The sequence below is a fragment of the Aeoliella straminimaris genome (assembly GCF_024054565.1).
In the GTDB taxonomy this organism is placed as follows: domain Bacteria; phylum Planctomycetota; class Planctomycetia; order Pirellulales; family Lacipirellulaceae; genus Aeoliella; species Aeoliella straminimaris.
Genome location: NZ_JAMXLR010000038.1, coordinates 42,282 through 62,548, shown reverse-complemented (window position 1 = coordinate 62,548; position 20,267 = coordinate 42,282). Strand labels below are relative to the sequence as shown.

At 56.0% G+C, this 20,267-nt stretch carries 9 protein-coding genes; 2 read left to right on the top strand and 7 right to left on the bottom strand.

Annotated features, from left to right (window positions below; genetic code table 11):
- Positions 1-51: 51 nt before the first annotated feature.
- From NG895_RS12275 to NG895_RS30600, 3 genes are all read right to left on the bottom strand, one after another.
- Positions 52-6,027 carry a hypothetical protein gene (locus NG895_RS12275; protein WP_252852801.1) on the bottom strand — a complete coding sequence of 1,992 codons (5,976 nt, stop codon included), beginning with the start codon at positions 6,025-6,027 and terminating at the stop codon, positions 52-54.
- Positions 6,028-6,326: 299 nt separating this feature from the next.
- A complete protein-coding gene (locus tag NG895_RS12270) occupies positions 6,327-10,307 on the bottom strand; it encodes a DUF1559 family PulG-like putative transporter (RefSeq protein ID WP_252852800.1) in 3,981 nt (1,326 codons plus the stop codon).
- A gap of 38 nt (positions 10,308-10,345) precedes the next feature.
- The gene (locus NG895_RS30600) at positions 10,346-11,746 is read right to left on the bottom strand and encodes a TlpA family protein disulfide reductase (protein ID WP_252852799.1); all 1,401 of its coding nucleotides are present in this window, start codon (positions 11,744-11,746) and stop codon (positions 10,346-10,348) included.
- 545 nt (positions 11,747-12,291) lie between these two features.
- Here NG895_RS30600 and NG895_RS12260 point away from each other — a divergent pair.
- Both NG895_RS12260 and NG895_RS12255 read left to right on the top strand, forming a co-directional pair.
- Complete coding sequence (locus NG895_RS12260; protein ID WP_252852798.1) at positions 12,292-12,855, top strand: sigma-70 family RNA polymerase sigma factor; 564 nt, start codon at positions 12,292-12,294, stop codon at positions 12,853-12,855.
- 15 nt (positions 12,856-12,870) lie between these two features.
- Entirely contained in the window at positions 12,871-14,592 is a 1,722-nt protein-coding gene (locus NG895_RS12255; RefSeq protein WP_252852797.1) for a serine/threonine protein kinase, read from the top strand.
- 119 nt (positions 14,593-14,711) lie between these two features.
- Here the strand turns inward: NG895_RS12255 and NG895_RS12250 are convergent, their stop codons facing one another.
- The 4 genes from NG895_RS12250 to NG895_RS12235 form a co-directional block, all read right to left on the bottom strand.
- A complete protein-coding gene (locus tag NG895_RS12250; RefSeq protein WP_252852796.1) occupies positions 14,712-16,403 on the bottom strand; it encodes a hypothetical protein in 1,692 nt (563 codons plus the stop codon).
- A 117-nt stretch (positions 16,404-16,520) separates the two neighbouring features.
- Entirely contained in the window at positions 16,521-17,429 is a 909-nt protein-coding gene (locus NG895_RS12245) for a PEP-CTERM sorting domain-containing protein (RefSeq protein ID WP_252852795.1), read from the bottom strand.
- A gap of 151 nt (positions 17,430-17,580) precedes the next feature.
- Positions 17,581-18,321 (bottom strand): PEP-CTERM sorting domain-containing protein, encoded by a 741-nt coding sequence (locus NG895_RS12240; protein WP_252852794.1) that lies wholly within the window; start codon positions 18,319-18,321, stop codon positions 17,581-17,583.
- 216 nt (positions 18,322-18,537) lie between these two features.
- The gene (locus NG895_RS12235) at positions 18,538-20,118 is read right to left on the bottom strand and encodes a prolyl oligopeptidase family serine peptidase (RefSeq protein ID WP_252852793.1); all 1,581 of its coding nucleotides are present in this window, start codon (positions 20,116-20,118) and stop codon (positions 18,538-18,540) included.
- Positions 20,119-20,267 lie beyond the last annotated feature (149 nt).

Here is a 20,267-nt window from a genome sequence, read left to right as displayed (position 1 = left end):
CTAGTGCACCCGGTGCCATAGCTCGACTTGCGAGTAGTGCTGATACAGAGCTTACGGCTCCCACCGCTTCATCTGCTCGACCAAGACAAGGGCCTGTTCGCGTTTCTTCTCAAAGAGCCCAAACAACACGATGATGGCCGTCCCCGTGAGTATCCCTGCTACCCACCAGATCCAGGTCCGCTCCAGCTCAACCGCTGCGTGCCAAACCACAGAGAACAAGGATACGCACAGAAACGCAATTCCCAGGAAAAGAAACGCACGTACTCGAAGTAGGATGCCGGCGAATACTCCTGCCAACGACAGCGCGGCGAGAACCAGGGGCAGCCATAAGCCAGCGCCTACTCCATTGATGAATATGTCGGCGGTCGACGAGGCGTAGATCATCACCGCGCAGATGTAGCGCACCGTACTGAGGGTCGAAGCACTCAGGTGCCTGCGACTGAGTTCTGCTCCAATCAGCACACATAGTATGGGCGGAATGAGCCAGAACTGAGGGTGCCGCAACAAGCCCAATCCTTCGACGGAATTCAGCATCGTCCACAAGCTGCCATTGAATGCCAGTAGCGCCAATCCCATCAAGACAGGTGCTTTACGCATCAAGGCCATCGTGGTGTATAGCAATCCCACAGCAATCAACAGCACCGAGTATTGACCTGCCTGACCTGAAGACCAGAATCCGATGACGGGCAGTAGTGGCAACAGGAGGCCAGTATTGTTCAAAGGCTCAGCCAGCACTTTCGTTTGACGTCGGGCGAACCACTCGGAAAGGCCCACGCCAGCAAAAGCGAGGAACATAACGACAAACGGCCAGTATTGGGCAAACCAACTGGCAAACAGCCAAGGCATGGTCACTCGAATATGCACGAACAGCAGGCCGACAAAGGCCTCAGCGGCATAAACATAGGCAGTGCGACCTCGCTCACTGAGATTTAGCGGGTCACGACCGGGTATTAGAGCTGCCGCAAGTGAACTCACTGCCAACGCCATAACGGCCAAGGCGACTGCGAGAACCGCGGGCCAAACCAGAGGGGCGTCCTTGCCATGGACAAAAAACGACACTTCGGATGCCAGTGTTACCACCAGCAATACCCCAGCTACGGCAACTAGAGTCAGAATGCTCGCTTGTGCAGCTTCGACCCAAGGATTGCTTCGCCGCCAGATTTTTACCAGCAGTGTGCCATAGAGAGGTACCATTGCCGCAATGGCAACTCCCGCAGCTACCAGGCGATGCAAGTTCGCTACCTCCAAACCAGGCGGTATCCAAGCCCAGGCAAATGCCACTGCAAATAGCGCCCCCATTGCAATTGCCAGATATCGCAGTGGCGGTTCGACACGTCCGGCTGCCAGGAAGGCAAGCCCGACAGCGCACGCGAGTACGGAGTACGCCGCGGTCATTCTTTGACTGAACATCGTGTGGGTGAACTCAATCTGAACAACTAAGGCGAGAACAACCAGAATGGCTAGCCCGTTGGCAGAGAGAATCCACATCTGTGAGTGGAGTCGCTCGCGAAGATGGGCTGGGGCTCCGAGCCTTATGGCAAACTCCGCAATCGCCTGGCGACGTTGCCAGAGATAGCTGGTAGCCAGCACGAACGCTCCCAGTGCCATTGCCAGTGCCCAAGTGAAGTCGTCTCCTTCGAGCGACAGGATTCCAAGAAACTTGCCGACTGCCGCCAGGCTGAGCGTGTAGAAGGCAACGATCGGCCAGCGAATGCAAGGATCCCAAAGAGTGGTGAAGATGGCACAAAGCACGGAGACAATGGCCAATAGTCCCAGCCACCAATAAGTGCCCAATCCAGGAGTGCTGCCGACCTTGGATAGCTCTATTGCTACACCCAACAACACGACTGCGATGGCGAGCCAGACGGCAAATCGGTGAAAACCGATGAGCCGCCAGCGTGGCGAAGGATCGCTCGCCAAACGACTTGTGAACCGCAGCTCAACCAGCACCGATCCGATGGATGCGATTGCCAGAACGATCGCGGTCAGATCTAAGAAGTTGATCTCCACTTGTGCGCCACGTTGTGGCATCAGGTTCCACCACCAGGCGTGGGCCGCGATGGCGAGAGCGGGGGACGCAAGCCAAATGGGCCAGCGAGCCGTTCGAACCCAGGCGATACGCAAGAGCACTCCATACACGGATACCAAGCCAAAAAGACTCCACCAAGGCCATTGAGGGGTAACGGCACCCGGCACGAGTTCACGTATTGAGATGACTGTGGTTACTCCGGCAAACAGTGTGGACCACAAGGGGGTACGCCACGGTGTAGGCAGTACCACGAGAGCCCAGCTAGCAGCCGCCGACATCACCAGCATGGTATGAAACGCTTCCCAGTTGCCAGTGTCAATTTTCACTGCAGCATTGGTGAGCAAGGTCACCACCAAGAGCGACAATGCGGCGACATGCATTGTTGTAAACGCGACTTTTGACGGCTTGGTGGTTAGCCAAAGCGCTATTGTTGCGAGAGATACTGATACCAACCCTAGGGTATTGGCGACGGATGCTTGCCATGTGAGGTTCGTGGGACTGACGAATACTCCCCAGCATCCGGCAAGCAAAGTCTCAGCGCTGAAGGTGACCGCAAGACCGGCCAGCACCTGCAACAACAACGGATTTCGCCTCGTATCCGTATGTCGGTCGTATCGCCACACCATTGCGAGCCACCACCCGATCGCCACGACTGCCATGGTGGCTGCGTTGAGTTGAGCAAGCGTGATCCATGCCACGGCGTCAAGCGATCGCCCAGCGGCAGCCAGTTCGAGCAAGTACACAAGAGTTGCAACACTAGCTACGAGCAAACCGAAGCTGAAGGCAAAGCGGCTCGATGCTTCACGTATTGCGAAGACTAGCAGTACAACGGCGAACATTGCCAGTGGCCCGCCGTAGAGCAGGGAGTTACCCAAATCACCAAACCAGGACTTCGGGTCTGGTCCGATGAGCGGGTGCTGCGTGAGTTTGCTGGCCAAGATGTAGGCGAAGACGATCAGCAATGGCAGAACCAGGCACAGGCCGATTAGATGACGACCAATCCTGGTTACTCCAGAATAAGTTGCCTTCTCCACCTCGCTAGGGTTGTTTTTCCTCACGGCTGGCAACGTCATCACAAGCCAGACGATTGCACCAACTGCCGCTAGTACTCCGGACCAGAGGAGCATGCGATCAGCACCGGGCGTCAGTGGCCCGCTACGGAACGAACTGGTGATGACAAAGCCGGCAATCGCCAGATACAGTCCTGCAACTAGTGCCACGACAATGGTTCGGCTGGCTTGCGACAAGCTGGCGCCCAGAAAATGTGGTGGTGGAGTGTCAATTTCGACTCCAACGGCTGCCAGCCTGGGCCGTAAGTGTCGTCGAGCAGCGATGGTTATCGCTGCCAATAACGTATAGATGCCGAGCAACCAGCGTAGTGCCGAAGCAGCAGCGGTTTGCTGGGCGAATAGAGACGCGCCCAGCAGGCATGCTGCGGCACCAAGAACATACAACGCAACAATATGCAAGCTGGGCCTTCGATCCCAACATCCAAGTCCGACGAGCACACCGGTCGCGGTCAGCAGCAACCAGCTACCCCATCCACCTGCGTGGTGAGACGATACACTCGGTAACTCCAGCACCGAAAGCGGCACCGGAACCCGAGCTCCGGCCTCCACCGAAGGTGAAAGCTCCTGAGCCATGCCAGGATAGACGGCGTATGATGCCAGCAAGATGGTAAGAGTAAAAAGCAGGCCACCCGCAAAGCGATCAAACGTTGCCCAGGGAGGACGGCTCACGTCCGCATTCAAGGCGTTGCGAGATACCTGCGGGAGCCGACTGATCACAATCCTGAGGGTTTTCCAGATTGTCGCCGAGGCCGCGAGGGCGATACCTTGGGCCTGCCAGAACCACGGATCGAACCAGGGCGTGGACTCTTCGGCGTACCACGATTGCTTGGCGAGGTACGATGTAACCATGACGCCAACAGCAACTGCGAGTGAAACCTGGAAAGCCACAAACAGCTGAGACTCGCGGAGCAGCCAGGCTAAGGCGAGCCATAGCAGAGCCAACCATGCGACACCAATGGCGATTGAATCGTAGTCAAGTCTCCACCCAAGAAACAACAGGAGTGCGGCGGCCACTATCCCCGCAGCCAGCCCGGCTGTGGCGAAACCCGAACGAAGCGTTTTAGTTCGGACAGGTTGCCATAGCATTGCGGTGCTGCTAACGATAATGTTCAAAGTGCCGAATAACAGCATCGCCAGGATCCACGCTCTCGTGTCGTGCCAGCCTTCTCCATATCGGAACACGGTTGACTGCACGAACGCCACGAGCACAAACGTCACGGCGGCGCGTGTTAGTGGAAGACTGTCGAATATCCATGCCGCTGTGGTTGCGAGTACGGCATAGAACACGAAGTACCAAACAGTGTTTGCAGGATCGCCGACGCGGCCGAATCCGAAAATCATGAGCAACAAGAAGCTCACCAATGTGGCCGTTGCGGCTGAAGCTCCCCATTCGATGGCCGTGGCCTTGGCCCCCATCCACCGGCACACGGCTCCAAGTACGCAGCACACCGCCACAACCGGTAGCATTCGTTGGCCACCGAGTGCCGAGAAAATGGAGTTGGTAATCGCCTGCGCGTCGGCCACGTTCCAACTGACTTGCTGATCTACGATTGCCGCCCCGATCAACCAGGCCAGCGTCATGAATACTGCTGCCAACACGTTGAGGCGAGGTATCCGGGCACACCACGCCAAGACGGCCCACAGCACGCAGTTGGCCAGTGCTGTGGCAATCAGCGCAAACGGGAGCGGCCAAGCGAGGCGCACTGATGCAAGTAACATCACACCACCCAATGCACCGACACTTCCCGCAGCCACCCTAAGAGCGGGTACTTCGGTATCAAGTCGTGGCCACAGCAAAATTGCTGTGGCAAGTGCAGGTCCGGCCAGGACAACCAACAGAGGCGATAACTGCTGCAGTAGCCCGGTGACCTCCGCTCCTCTAAACAGGAGCAAGGCAAGTGGTAGAAGTGTTGCAAAAAGTCCAACGCCAAGCACGGTGAAGTGAGGTACTACGTCCTCAGCTTTCGACGTATCTCCCCGTAGCGATTGGCGAACGCTGCATAGAACTGCCAATGCAAAACTACCCACGGGTACGACTGCCAGCAGGTAGAGAACTCCAAGCGAACTATCCGGACCAGCAAACCGGCGAATAAGAAGCTGCATCAGCGAACAGATCATGATGCACAACGTCAGAGCCAAGGGCGATTGTGGAGTGACGGTGCGCGCCGCGAAGTAAGTCAGAGCGCTGAAGGCAACCAGCGATAAAGCTTCCCCCACCAGGGAAAGGAGGTCGGTGGGCGGGGAGCTAGCTGTGAATGCGGCGATTGCTAGAAAGTTTAGTGGCACCAGTAAGATGGCAATAATCAACACACCATGGCTCGTGGTGTGGATCTTCCACCGCCGGTCGGTATAGAAACCGGCGGCGAACAGGGCCGCGGAGACGCCATTGAAGATGCCAAACTTCAGCAGTGGCCGGCTGGCTATTTCTGCCCAGAAACTGATAACCAGCGCAATCGAGCAGGTGACAATAAGCAGCCCTCCCACCAACTCGCCCAGCATGATGTTGTTCTTTTCCAGAAACGCCTGGAACAGTTTTCCCCAGTCACGCTTGGGCTTTGGCGGGGGAGGGGGGGCGGTGGCAGCCACTTCGGCCGCAGCATGCCGGCTGACGGCGTAGCGTTCTGCCCTAGTCCCTACGGAGAGCCCGGCGGAAGGTGCCGGTGCGGGAAGATTCGCTGCCTGATCGATTGTCGCTGGCTCGTTGGAAGTAACCTCGATCGGCGCCGTCGGCGAGGCAGGAGCAGTCGCCGGCTCGTCCCTGATCAAGGGAACTTCAACAAGTCGTTCTGATTGCAGTGGCGAATCGGTCGTCGGTACTTTGACGGACTCGTGCTCTCTTTCCTGAGAAAGCTCGCCGCGGGTCGCCTGCAGCAGAGCGTCATACCTGTCTTCATCCAAAATGCCAAGTTCGCGAAAGCGAAACAACATTCGATGCAGAGCCGCTTGAACGGCACGCGAATTGACTGCGGCAGGGGGCCCCCCAGGCCACCGGCACACTTCACAGTGCCGATCCCCCCACCGCAGAGAAGCGGTGCAACGCGGGCAAGTTCGATACTTGCCTTTGCCCGAAGTTGTGTGCGAAGTTCTCCATTGCCGTGCCAAGAAGACCACTACTGCAACAGCCACTAGCCAAAACAGACCGTATTCCCACATGGCATTCTTGCCTCTGGTGCAGCTGCTGAGGTATTTGGAGGTCGATCTTGGCCGGCTGGAAGGCGAGCGTGGGTTCAGTCGCTTGGTATACGCCGTTGAATTTCAATGACAGCCTGTAACCCATGCTCTGTGAACGTAAGGGATGCGTCGACATCTCCAAGACTGGAAGCAGCCATGGCGGCAGGGCTGTTATCTGGCACCCCAGTTGTTTGCTGTGGATGACCTGCATCGCCGTGGAGAGTACAACGAACGGAGTTATGTTGCCCTTCCACTTGGTTCAGATAGTAGGTGCCCCCGCAAGGGCAGACGTAGGTGGCTCCGAACGCCTCCTGGGCAACGGTCGTTGGATCGTTCGAGCCATGCGGTGCGAGGCGAGCGGCAGAGTTGAGCGGGCCCAGGTTGCTCAGGCACGCTTCGCGAGCAGCTTCGCCCCATGTAAGTTGCATTTCGTTCATGATTCGCGACCAATGTTGCGGGCGAATCTGCACCTTTACATGTCCCGGCAGCCTTGCACCAGGACCGTCGGGGCTGCTACTCGGATGGCGAAGAAGGTCTTCGAGAACTACCGGTTGGGATGCGATTACCAGATGATCTCCGAGGCGAGTATAGAACACCCTTAGTCGGAAGCCGAAGAAATCCCAAGCGATACACCACGCCGGCTGATCGAAACTGGCTACTCGATAGAAATCGAACTGAACCGGTGTGGTCGCATCGGTTCGCGCCGCGGTGGCAAGTACCCCGTCCAATTGATGCAAGAACCCATCCACAACGCTCGGGTCGTCGATTGAACAGGTCACATAAACAGGCGCGTTCAGCGAGTTCACCAATGGCATGACAAACAGGAACTCGGGACGCAACCAGCCGGATTGATCGGACATGAGCTGGCCAGCAAATCGAAGCGGGTTAAATGAAAAGGCGGGTTCGGCATCGAAGACGTGGAAACCAAGCTGGTTGCCCAATCCTCGTTGTACCAGCCCGGCGATATCCAACTGTTCGAGATCTTCGCGAGGTGCGCCCAAGCCCCTTAGCAGATTTCGGATGTCTTTCTCACGGATTGCGCCCCGGCGTCGTCGTGGAGTCGGTTCGTGCTGAACGATCTCTCGGCCATTGTAAGTTACATAACCTAGAAGTTGCTCGGCCGTGATGTTGGTGGGGAGAACGGCTGCATGCCCATCGACGAAGACAACGTTTAGTCCCTCCGCTCCGATTGCTCCCAAAGAGGCTAGCGGATCCGCGGGATCGAACGACAAGTCTTGTGGTTTTGTCCAGGGAACAGCCTGCGCTTCTCCAGCATCCACTGCGAGCAGGGTGTTGGATAAGCCGTCGCGCATCTGCGCCAGCTGCAGACCAGCTCCTTGATTGTTCAAGACGCCTTTGCCCTCGAACCCTAGGATACTGGTCTTTGTTCCCTCGGCGCCATAAATGTCAGGCATTTCTTTGAGTAGGGGCTTGTTGTGTTCGCTGTCCCATGGCTCATCAAGATGAAAGCGGTCGTACAAGGCCCTCTGCCCCAAGTAAGGGAGGATGTGAACTCGCCAACTAAGAGACGAGCCATCTGCCGTAGCTGGCGGCAGGCGACGATGAACAGACTCAAAGTTGAGCACCGCCAGAGCAATTTGCTTCAGGTTCTTGGACCGCGCTGACTCACTGGAAGGGGACTCCATCGCGAATACGTTCTGCTTGCTGTACGTGGCCCCGATGCTCAGCACCACTCGCTCTGAAACGGGCGCCAGTATAGCCGATGGCGGAGTGTCCCCTAGCACGTCTGCTATTGCGGTGTAGATGCTGTTGTCCAAGAGAGGAAGGATCAGTGTTTCTACGCGGGAAGCTTCCGGGGTGTGACGGATGCGGAACGCGATCGGATCAAAGTAGGTCCGCCAGTATTCGTTGTACTCGGCAAGGAAGGCTTCATATAGCAATCTTTCGTCGTAGGTCACCTTTTCTGCTGTGGTCTCACATCCTGGTTTCATGCAACCTGCGCATCCATGGTGAGAGCAGCACCCTCGGTGCTGCTCTTGCGACCACTGATATTGACCTCCATCCGGACACTGCAGGGATCCAGCTAGAAATGCCTCAGGCAGACAGTTGCTTTCGACTAATTGTTCGAGGCTTGTGGGCAGCGCGCCATGTTCGGTTTGGAACAAGAGGCTAGCGTACTGAATCATCTGAAGGTGAACGTGGCATTGTCGCCTGCGCAATTCAGTGATTTTGGACGATGGCCCCATGAGTTGGCGTATGAATGGATCGGAGAAGTACACAAACACGTCTTCTTCCGCACCGTATTCGAAGACCGTTCGCACGTAGCGAAATTCCGAGGTCTTTCCCAGGGATTCACCACTGGTTGCCTGTTGATCTCCCCCGGAGTTGGCAAATTGGTCAAGCACTCGCCTGAATGCCACGAGACTATTGCTGCGAATCACTATGTCGGGGCGCGGTGTGGCTGAGAAGGCGTGGATGCTACGATCGGGGGTAGTCACCCGGGTGTAGGCGACTCCGGCGTACTCTCCTTGCGATGTCTCCGCCTGTTCATGCTGGTTTCGCGCGGCAGCTAGCTCCCCTTCGAGCAATCCGGACATTTCTACATCGGGGGCAAAACGCAACAAGAGCGTCACGTCGCTGCCGTCGTTCAGATACAAATCGCTGCCGACTACCGCTATCTCAACTAACGTTTGGTCTAACCTTTGCATGGCCGGACTTGCCGGATCCATGCCCAGTTGGCCTAACGTCCGCGAAGCTAGTGTGGACCGCTGCGTGTGCGGTAGAGCCTGCCTCAGTAGTTCGGACGACCACGCTTCATAGTCATTCACGATCGATAGCAGTTTGGACATCGATCGTGAATGAACGAAGTAGAAGTCATTTGGCACCAGGTTGGACAGTTCTGAAGTACGGGATGGCGTATTGCCCAGCATCTCTGCAAAGGGATGGCTCTTGATCGTAGGGCCCTTCAGCGAGTGGATATCGATGCCAGGCTTCTCGCGCGACATCCTACGCGGTGGTGCATTTCGGCGGATCGCCTGCCAATCGACAATTTGTCCGTCATTGCGTTGCAGCATACTTCCGAAGGCGGCAGGCCCAGCCGACTTGGGTAGGCTGTGGATTGATCCGTCGACTGCGGCCCCGTCGATCCAAGTCTGATCTTCATGGAAGACGTCTTCAAAGGGCCTTTGGACATCAATCTTGATGTCTTGCGGCCTTGTCCACTCCACGGCTTTTTCGGGCTTGAGCTGAAGTATCATCAGCGTGTTGGACGTACCGTCCGTGATCTGCCGAAGTCGTACACCTTGTGTGCCCTCGAACACGGTTCCCTTGCCAGTCGGAACAAGGAAAGTGGTTTTGGTTGCATTGGCGCCACCGCCAGTGCTCCCACGAAAGACTTCTGGCATCTGTGCCATCAGTTGTTTGTTGTGAGGACTATCCCAGGGCTCGTTAAGTCGAAATTGGTCGTATAGAGCGGATTGTTCCAAGAAGGGAAGAATATGCACTCGCCAACTAAGCAGCGGCTCGCCTTGGGCGTTGGTTGAATAGGAAGCCGGCAGATGGCCATGCACGCTTTCGTAGTTGAGTAGGGCAAGCGACAACTGCTGCAATCGACGACGATTCTCCGGAGATCCATTAAATCCCTGGTCTTGTCGGCCCATTCTCGGTGAACCAAGGCTGCCGGCCATCATGTCGGCGGTCATTGTGTCCAGTTGCAGGCTTTCTTGTACCGCCAAAGCACCGGAAGTGAAACTCAATAGGTCGACATCGGCCCGACGACCCGAGCGGCGAGCTGTAAACCCCTCCCGCCGCCGTAGCAGCGCCGCGGTGGCCTGTACTGCCTTTGCCCCTTCACGCCGCGAGAGTTGTAGTGCAACGTACTGCGCATAGGGGTCGTTGGGGTAGAGTTGAGCGTGCCGTCGAGCGGAATCCAATGTCCACGTTGGAGTCTCGGGGAGTGCCTGAGCCAATACTGGAGTTGCCAGCAAGAATGACAAGGCGGCAGTGACCAGTAGTTTTGCGGAAGTCTGCGAGGAAATCGGAGAAAGCGGATGGGCCTGCAGTGTGTGGTTCGACATGGTTTGGGTCCTTTGCCGCAAGAAGGGAAGCGGTTCGATCACTCAGCGCCTTCGGTTGTTACCTGTTCCGATTCAGCGCTCGGAGTATCAAGCTGCTTCTTCAGAAGTCGTTCAAGCTGTTCTCCGCGAGCTGAGAATGAGAGAACTCGCCCATCGCGTCCAACCAGGATGGCTGTCGGAATGGATCGAATTGAGTATTTTTGGGCCATTGGGTGGTTCCAACCGCCATCGTCGACGAACAGGGATGGCCAGGTCATTTCTGACTCAGCAATGTAGGTGCGAGCTGCGTTTCTATCGGTGTCCAGGCAGACGCCAAGTACCTTGAAACCCTGGTCTCTAAATGTGTCGTACTGTTGGATGACATTCGGCATTTCCCGACGACATGGACCACACCACGAAGCCCAGAAATCGACGAGCACCACACTTCCCCGGTAGTCATCCCAGTTAAGTGTTCCCCCTTCAATAAGTTCGCCTTCCAACTCTAAAGGCTCCCCAATCATCTCTGCTCTGGTGCTGATCTGTTCTCGGAGTTGCACCACTCGTGTCAGAGCTTCTTCGCTCCCCGCCTCGGAACTGGACTCCAGCGACTCTGCCAACTGATCGCAGATTTGAAGCGAGTGTCCATAGTCCGCCACCATCTCAAACTTGCGACTTACGTCGCGCGAAATGGTCAAGGCCAAGGCGGGGCGAATCTCTCCTGGTACGCTACGGACAAGCTTTACGATGTCGTCGATGATGGCATCCCTCTCTTGCTCAGTCAATTCATCTATTCTACTGGTTCGTTGCTGCAGAGCCATCAGCTGTTGCCTTATTACCAGAGGCACTTCACCAACTGTGTGACGCACGCTTGTGCGGTTAGTGGCAGCATTCAGCGCCAAGTGAGAGCTTGTTTCCTGCCTCGCGGGTGCAAGTTCACGCTCTCTGCGAAGTGACTCAAAATCAATGGTGATTGATTCGCCGGAGGTATTCAGGGCGTGGATGCCAACCTGCAGGGCGGAAGAATTTCCTAGATTGGCCGTGCCCATCTCATGCCAATCGCCGTCGATGCGTCGGACCAGCGCTCGGATCTGTTGGCCACTCATTTCCATTCTAAGTCGCAGGTCTGCTTTTGCATCGATCGGGTAGTCGGCAAACCTGCCCATACGGACGCGTCGTCCGTCTCTACGCAGTTCAAAGTTTAAGTAGTGGTGAGACTGTTTGTCTCGAGAGAAGCTTGCCCGCTCAAGTCGCAGGTAATTGCGCTCATCCCTCATGGCAAGCAGGCCGCCGCTGACGTAGGCCGATTTGCCATACTGTAGTTCGTCCGGCAGCTTCAGATTGCCTTTCACCGTGACCTCAATAGCCCCGTCACCCGTTAAGGTCTCGACGACCCGTGGGGAGTTCATGCTGCCTTGTTCGATATCCAGAGTGTGGGACCGCTTTCCAATGCCGATGGTCACTCGGTCCTGGGACACGAGGAAGTTACAATCCCCATCGGGATCTACCATTTGCCCCCACCCCACAAGGGTTCCATAAAGATGGTCGGCGGCGCCCGTTCCTGTGGCTGGCAAAGTGATGAGACAGGCCAATAGTAGACGGTTGGATAACCTCATAATCTGACCTTTCAACTGAGTGTGAGGCACCATTTGCATCGCACGCTGCTCGCCACCGCACTACAAGTTGAATGCGGCTCGACGCAGGTGAGATCCAGTGGTTCTGCAACGAGTTCGGTCCATCTATGTCCCGGCGAAAATCCGGCTCTCTATCCCTATACCGCGGAATTCTCTGCCCGTCCGACTAATCGAAAAGGCAAGAAAGTCGATATTGATTGCGTTGGAGTCGATTTAGGCAGAGCGGCACCCAAGGAATTGACCGGAGTGTTCTATCTTGGCTAACCAAGTATCTCGCGTTACCTAAAGAGGCCGAAAACAGCAGGTAGTCGGCCAGCAAGTTTTGCTATAATCGATTGGTTAAGAGAGCCTATGACAATAACGGACGTCTGACCATGTGTGTGGACACCACTCAGCTACTGCACGGACTTTCCCAGGGAGACGGGCAAAACGTGGAGTTGCTGTTTGAGCACGTCTACACCGAGCTTAGGGCCCTCGCTGCCAGCAAACTAAAGGCCGAGCGACCCGGGCATACTTTGCAGCCAACTGCACTGGTAAACGAGCTGTATCTTAGGATGAGCGAGCAATCGCGAGTTGTTTGGCGTGACCGAAGCCATTTTATGGCCATGGCGGCCACCTTCATGCGACGAGTGCTGATTGATCACGCACGTTCCAAGGGAGCAGAAAGGCGTGGCGGCGGACGGCCCCTTGTAAGCATTGACGACGTCTTGTGTTTAAACAAGGCAACCGATCCCACCGAGTTGGTCGCCCTGGCCGATTGCTTGGATAAGCTTGCGTCTCTCAATGAGCGTCACGCCTGCATTGTCGAAATGAAGGTATTTGGTGGGCTCACCGTAGACGAAATGAGCAGCCTGCTAGGTGTGTCGCCCGCAACAGTAAAGAATGACTGGAGAACCGCCCGGGCTTGGATTAGGAGTCAGCTCAACCCTGGCTCGTGACTGTAAGGGGGCATGATGTCTGACCAGAATATGCCAGTCGCCGACGGCGCGTCGGACCGGTACAACAGGGTGTGCCAGATCTTTCAGGATTCGTTGAAGGTGGATGCCAAGGCCCGCCTCGAATGGATCGAAGTGCAGGCCGGCGGTGACGAAGTATTGCTTGCCGAATTGAAGGCCATGCTGTTAGCCGATGAAGGTTTCATCGAGCCGACAACCAAAGCGACCGAGCAGTGGAATAGTGAATCTGCCGACCAGGATGCTGCTCCGTCCAATGGTTCGGGACGAACTCATCCCTGCATTCCCAACTACGAGATTCTCGGAGAGATTGCTCACGGAGGAATGGGAGTTGTCTACAAAGCCAGGCAACTTCGTCCTCATCGATTGGTGGCATTGAAGATGATGCGCCGTGGTCACTTTGCCTCGGAATCGGAGCGGGCGCGTTTTCGCAGCGAGGCCGAGGCGGCTGCACAATTGGACGACACGACCGTCGTGCCCATCTATGAGGTTCATGAGCACGAAGGAGAGCCCTTCTTCACGATGAAGTTAGTGGAAGGGATGAACTTCGAACAGCAGCTGCGTAGTTGTTCGATGAGCATCAACGAGGTTATTGCCACGCTGCTGCCGGTGTGCCATGCCATGGCCGCGGCGCATGAGAAGGGAATCGTTCATCGAGACCTGAAGCCGTCGAATATTCTGATCGATGGTGTCACTCAGCAGCCTTGGGTTGCGGACTTTGGATTGGCGAAGAATGTTCATGACAGCCAATGTTACACTGCCGCTGGAATTGCCATGGGGACCATTGGCTACATGGCTCCGGAGCAGACGCTGGGGCATTCCAAGGCCATTTCTCCAGCGACCGACGTGTACGGTCTCGGTGCGATACTGTACCGAGCATTGACCGGTTTTCCCCCCATCGTGGTGGACGGTGACAATCCGGTGGATGTGGAGCAGCAAATTCGCCACAACGACATTGTACCACCACGTTCACGGAACCGACTGATTCCGCGAGCTCTCGATTCGATCTGCATGAAGTGCCTGGAGACGGAGCCATCGAATAGATACACCACCGCTCAGGAGTTAGAGGATGACCTGAAGCGATTTATAGACGGCGATGCCGTGATGGCCAGGCCTCTTTCCTTTCACCGTCGCACACTTCGCTGGGCGCGAACGCATCCTGGATTGGCAGCCTCCTGGTGTGCGATTGCCGTTTTCTTTGCCTATCACCTGTTGTGTCTAGTCACCGGAACAACCAACAGCATGGAGTTCGAGGTTGCGACACTCGTGATCACGCCGGTTGCATTAGTCAGCGCATGGGTGTGGCAGCAGGTCTTGAGCCGAACCCAGGGGGAACCGTGGGTTCTCTACGCCTGGACAGCGAGCGATGTATTTCTGCTCACTGCATTGGCTATGTTCGCCGCCCCCGAAAACAGCACGCTGGTGATGCTCTATCCAGTGATTGTCGCCGCCTCGGCCTTGCGTTGCCGACCTAACTTGGTGGGGTTTGTTACGGCGGTCGCGGTTGCTGGGTACACAATTCGAGAAATTGTCGTTCGCGTCGTCTATGATGCCAACGCGAGCTGGGTCGACATCATCCCCATGGTACTCTGCATGGCGGTGATTGGGCTGATCCAATACCTGCTCTTGCGTCGCTCCGCTGCCAGTCTTGAGGCGAAATCGGCACTCTTTGCAAGCTCTCAATTCATGGGGCGTACTGGGACCTCCAGAAATCGCAGCTAAGGCATCGGTTCGATTCGCCCCACCGTTACCCCCTCCGCGGTCCTGCTTGCCTGCGAAGGCCAAGGTTAAAACCCTCGCCCTGAGCATGAGTGGCTGCATGAGAAGCGGTCCCCAAGTGTTCAGTGGTTGGCACGTGTGCGACGCACAAACAGTGTTCCAGCGACGCAGCAAGACAACAACATCACGGCCGACAACGGTTCGGGCACCGCTTGAGACGAGACTGCTGATGTACCCATGGCGCTGGTCCCTAGGTGGTTGCGCCAAATCACATAGTCAGCGAGATCCACAACTCCGTTGCCGTTGCCATCGGCACTCAGCTGCGAGTTCGAGCCAAACGTGCTTTTCCAAAGTTGGTAGTCCGAGGCATCCACGATGCCATCGAAAGTGTAGTCGCCAGTCACAAAGGTATGGGGCTCCGCATCGTACACAACGCTACCCCGTTCGGTACCGCCGCCAAACACATGGTATTCAAATACCAGATCCCGCACACCTGTCGCGTCGAAGATCGTCCCTAGGTTGATGGCTTCCCCCTCGGCAAGCAGGGTGGTACCGCCCTCGAGGCGGAGTTCGCCGAGATGGGAACTGGTGGCCGGCGAACTAGTCCAATTCGCATCGATGTCGGCAATGGTGCTCCACCCAGCACCCTCGATGGAGGCGGAAGAAGAACTGATGAAGTATCCATCGATGACAATGTCTTCGGACGTCTGATTTTGCAGGAAACTCTGCCCCTGACTATCGATGAGCAAAGCTATATCTCTGGTCGGCCCCACGTACGCCACCGGCGTGGAAACAGTTCCACCGCCGGGAATGTGATACTCGAACCGCAGGTCCGTCGATTGTTGCTCGGAGAAAATGCTTGGATCCAAGGCGTATCCCAGCGAAACTCGCGAGTTGGTCGCAATAGAGTTGCTTCCCTCAAGGTTGAGCTCCCCGAAATGAGTGTTGGCGGCATTTGACTCCGTCATCCCAGGGTGTCCCTGTTGACTTAAGCTTGTCCAACCTGTCGGGAGCAGATTGCCATCGGCGGACGAAACCAGATAACCATCAATGTCAATTGCGTCCGTCGAGGATGGGTTGACCAACTGAATCTCACCGGTCCGGCGATTGGCGGTAAGCATGAGTCCTTGTTCAACGGACGCTTGCAGTAGCGTGCCATTGCCACCTGCAGTTTGGCTAATCTGCAGGAGTTGTCCTGGTCCCAGTGAGGACGTTGTGGAAACGGAAACAAAACCGCTTCCAGAGAGGTTTCCCGCATCAACCAGAGTCCAGGTATCGCCAGTCATCGGCGCCACGCCCGAGAAATCGAGAACCAGTTCACCTCCAATATCAGCGTCTCCAGCTACGTCAATGGCAGAGATGCCGTTGGGGGTAACCACTGTATTCAGTGTTCCGGAAAGGACTAAGGTGGCTGCGGAAAGGTTGGCATTCGGGCCAATCAAGCGAGTCTCGCCGGCTAACATAGCAGAGCTCGCGATGTTCAGAGTGGCGGCATTAGTGCCAGTCAGCCCGCCCATTTGAAGCACTCCACCGGCTTGCTGATTGAGCTCACCCGTGGCGCCAAAATCAGTACCTGTAGCCAGCGCACCGCCGCGGTCAATCTGCAAAGTGCCGTCGACTAAGGTAATTCCTGCGTTATTGTTCGTGGCCGTCGACAGCACGGCCGTGCCCCCATTATTGATGAGAGCAACGTCCTGAAAGGTGGCCGTCAGTTCTGGCACGACGTTGAATTCCCAGTTGCCGTCGACTGCGTAGTCGTCAGTGCCCTCTGGCAACCAGGCGCTGTCGTCCGCCAAGGCTAACATTGTGGGCATCGATACGTTGGCTAATATTGCCAGCAACAGAAGAACGCGGGTTGGTAGATTTTGCATGATGGATGCTCGACCGCAGAGGGCGTACTGGGATCTGGTATTCAGGCTGAGGGTAGCGTCTTAGGGCTGCCGTACTCTTCGTCGCAAAGCGAGCACGCCCACTGCTGCGGTCGCGACCAAAACGACGCTGCTCGGCTCGGGTACACCAGTTGCGGCCGCGACAATTGCTGGGTACATGTCTTTGAAGGTGCCAAAGTCGTCCAGATCCACGTCGCCATCTAGATCGATATCGCCACCAGCATGCCCGGCAAAATTGCCATCCAGATGAGTGCCAAGGTTGGCACTGAGAATGAAGAAGTCGTCTACCGTCACGCCCCCCGCCCGATTGAAGTCTCCGTACTCCGTAAACGGTTCGATCACAAAGCCGTTGAGAATGGCCAACTCGTTGCTAAACCCGGGGGTCCCCTCATCACCAACAAGGCGGAGCACTACATCGGCGCCGCTGGCGGTGAAAGGAATTGAGGTGTGCCCAAAGGGCACCGGAGCCGAACCGGTTGAAACAAGGGCATTCTGCACCTCAATCGGAAAAGTTGCTCCGGCATCGGTACTCAACTGCAAATCTTGCGACACATGGTCGACGCTGGGATCGTGAGAGTAGACCGTAAAGAGATAGTCGCCGGCATTCAAGTTGGCAATGGTCACGTCAATGGTACCGCGGTCGGGGAGATTCTGCGCGTTGAACACCAAGTCTCGCAGTAGGCGAGACAGCGGCAGCGTCGTATCGACAGATGTGGTACCTCGATTGCGGTCGTCCAGGTTGCTGGTTCCGGGCACGCCAGTCATCGAAATGTCGATGGTTCCAATATCGGTCACAATACCCGTCAATCCATCCTGTGTTACGCCAGTGAAACTGGGCTGGGTCTGCGGTTCGGTATCGGAGGATCGATCGTTGATATCGACCCGCAAGTCAGCCAAGGCAGGTGCTGCGAACGCGAAGAGAATGGCGGTAATCGGCAGGAAGCGACTCATTATCATGCTCTCGTGTTTAGAAAGTGTTGTGCGTAGGGTCGACTGCAGCGAGTTAGGGAACGAGATGAGATCAGCGGTGCTTTTGCATCCCATCCTCATGGACCGAGCAATCCTGAGCTGCCATTCATTGCTCGATCCATGAGGAGAGCGATCATTGCCGAAGCTTGCACGCTACAATCGCGGCGCCGCCAAGCAACAACAATGCCACCGTTGATGGCTCAGGCACTTGATGGATCTCAAATCCCGAAATAAGTGCTGAGTCCTGATCGAGGAAATTGCCGGCTTGAGAACCGGAGATGAAGAATAAACCTTCCTGGCCGGTAAATCTGACAACGACAGGATCGGTCCCCGTGGCTGTAAAGTTGAATGATGCCATTCCGACTTCCAGCGGGTCATTGCCGTACGAATAAAGGCCGTCATCAATTTCCTCGTCGAATGTCCCTCCACCATCGGTGCTAACCGCAATGTCACCGGAAACATGATCGACCGACCGATCGTGGAAGTAGCCCTTGAACTCATAGTAACCCGCATCCAAACCGCTGATCGTTAGCTCAATTTGGCCATCCCCCGTAATTGGGTCGCCAGTACTCGAGTCGAGTTGTTGGGAGATGAAGACAAAATCTCTCAACAGGTCACTCAACGGTTGAGACGCGTCCAGTGCTCCCCGGTCACGATCGTCGAGCGCCGCTCCGACGGTGCCAGTTAGAGTTAGATCCAGCATTCCGAAGTCGGTGGAGATCCCGGTGACTCCGTCCTGCGTAAGGGCGAGGTACCCAGCCTGAGTTGGCGAAGATGCATTGCGGTCGTTGACATCGACCAGCAGCGATGCGGCATGTGCGTAGCCGCTTAGGATGAGAGCAAGACTGCACGCGGAGATGAATCGGCAAATCATTGGAAACCCTTTCTCAGTAGCTCGAACCTCAAAGTAAGTTGGTATCAGCAAAACGAGTTGGTAGTCTGGAAGAGGAACCGTGGGCTCCCAGAGATCGGATGGCCGATGCCCCCCTTGTCATAAATCGCCGGCATTCAAAATATCTAACTCCGAATATCTCAAAAAAACGTCTCCGTCTCGAAGTAACAGCCAGCACGGAGTGGCCGAGTTCAATTGTCAGCGACAAACAAACACATGTGTGAAAACCGCAGTCGCTGCGAGCAGCAAAGCCGCTGGCTCTGGGACATTGGTCGTCGGCACTGCAACGCCGGAAGTACCGAAGTTGTTGCGCCAGATTGTGTAGTCCACCAGATCGACGATGCCGTCTTTATTGCCATCCGCTAGCAGGTCGACCGTGGAGCCGAAGGTCGACCTCCAGTACTCATAGTCTTTAAGGCCTACGGTCCCGTCGCGATCGTAGTCGCCTTCTTTGGCCAAGCGTAGCAACAAGGTATCGTTATGCCTCAACGAAGTAGATTGGTACTCGTCTGATATCGAAAGCGATTCGACATGCATGCCGTTTAGCAAGACGTCGACCTCCTGGCCCTGCATGTCCGACGTATCCACCGAAAACTGTGTTTCGATGCCACGATTGTTGGAGAGGATCTGCAGGGAAAACGACTTTTCCGTGGGGGATAGCGAGTACTGCATTTGGCCTGCCGCATTCGCACCATCGCCTAACCAGAGCTCGAATTTCTTGGTCTTCACAAACCCAGCCACAAATAACTCGTCCTCTGTATTCAGGACGGGCTCGGGAATACTGCCGGCCAGCAAACGATCGAGGTACCAGGATTCCGCCGCGTGCTGCTCATCAGCATCAGGAAAACCATGCGGCCACCACTGCATCTCGCCGGAGTCATTTACTCCGTTCCCATTGAAGTCCTCATAGGTCCCGCTGGTCGAGGGAATATGCAGATGAATGTTGTCGAACTCGCCTTCTGTCACGGCGGCGCTAACGGCGTTGTCCCTGTAGCTCGTGACATTTACGGGTGGGCAGGTGGGTTCATTCGAGTTTACGAACAGGTGGATCTCGCTATAGGGGTTGTTCTTGGAAGCAAGATTGGAAGCTCGGGCGTGATACCGATCTTCAACGATGGGCGAATCCAGAGTTGGGTTGCCAATATCCGCGCGCAGACGAGATTGATGATTCGAGGCCGCTCCATTGAAGTACCAACCGCTGGATTGATCGAATCCATAGTCCGATATGCCGAAATACGAGGAGCCCAGTCGAAAGTAATCGGGAAATTTGGTAAGAGCCGACATAGTGTTCCCGCCCCCTCCCGAATACCCCGTAATGTGGATGTTGGTTTCGTCCACCAGATCGGGGTAAGCCGACTTGACGGCCTCGACAGCATCGTAAATGTCGTAGATCTCCACTCCGCCTGAATCGCGAACTCCATCGGATCCATCCCGTCCCCGCATCGCCACGGAAATGGCGAAGAATCCAGCATTGCGTAAGCGCTGGGCATTGGCACGCACATTAGAAAAGTTGCCAGTCGTGGGCGAGTAGCCATGCATGACCACCGCGATCGGTGCATCGTCCCGCGCGGAGTCGTAGTTCAACTCGGCGAACAGATCGAGCGGGCCATTGCCGTCCTCCGACACGCTGGAGGAGTAGGAGAATTGGTTGCTAACCTGTTCAGCCCAGCCAAATTGCGTGACCATCGTCGACAGAAAAAAGGCCGCGATGCGCCGCAGAGCAGTGATTCGTAAGCAGGCCTTCGATGCCGTACACAGCCGCAGGTTCACCATTATCATCAATCTCCAGGTGCAGACTCTTCCTCCGACAAGACCAGCTCGGCCTAACGGAACGCCCCATTGGAGAACATTGCCGGAACCTGGCAAAACCTAAACCGGATTTTTGGAGCCGGAAGGAAATTTGGAGAAACGGACCACAATGTCACTTT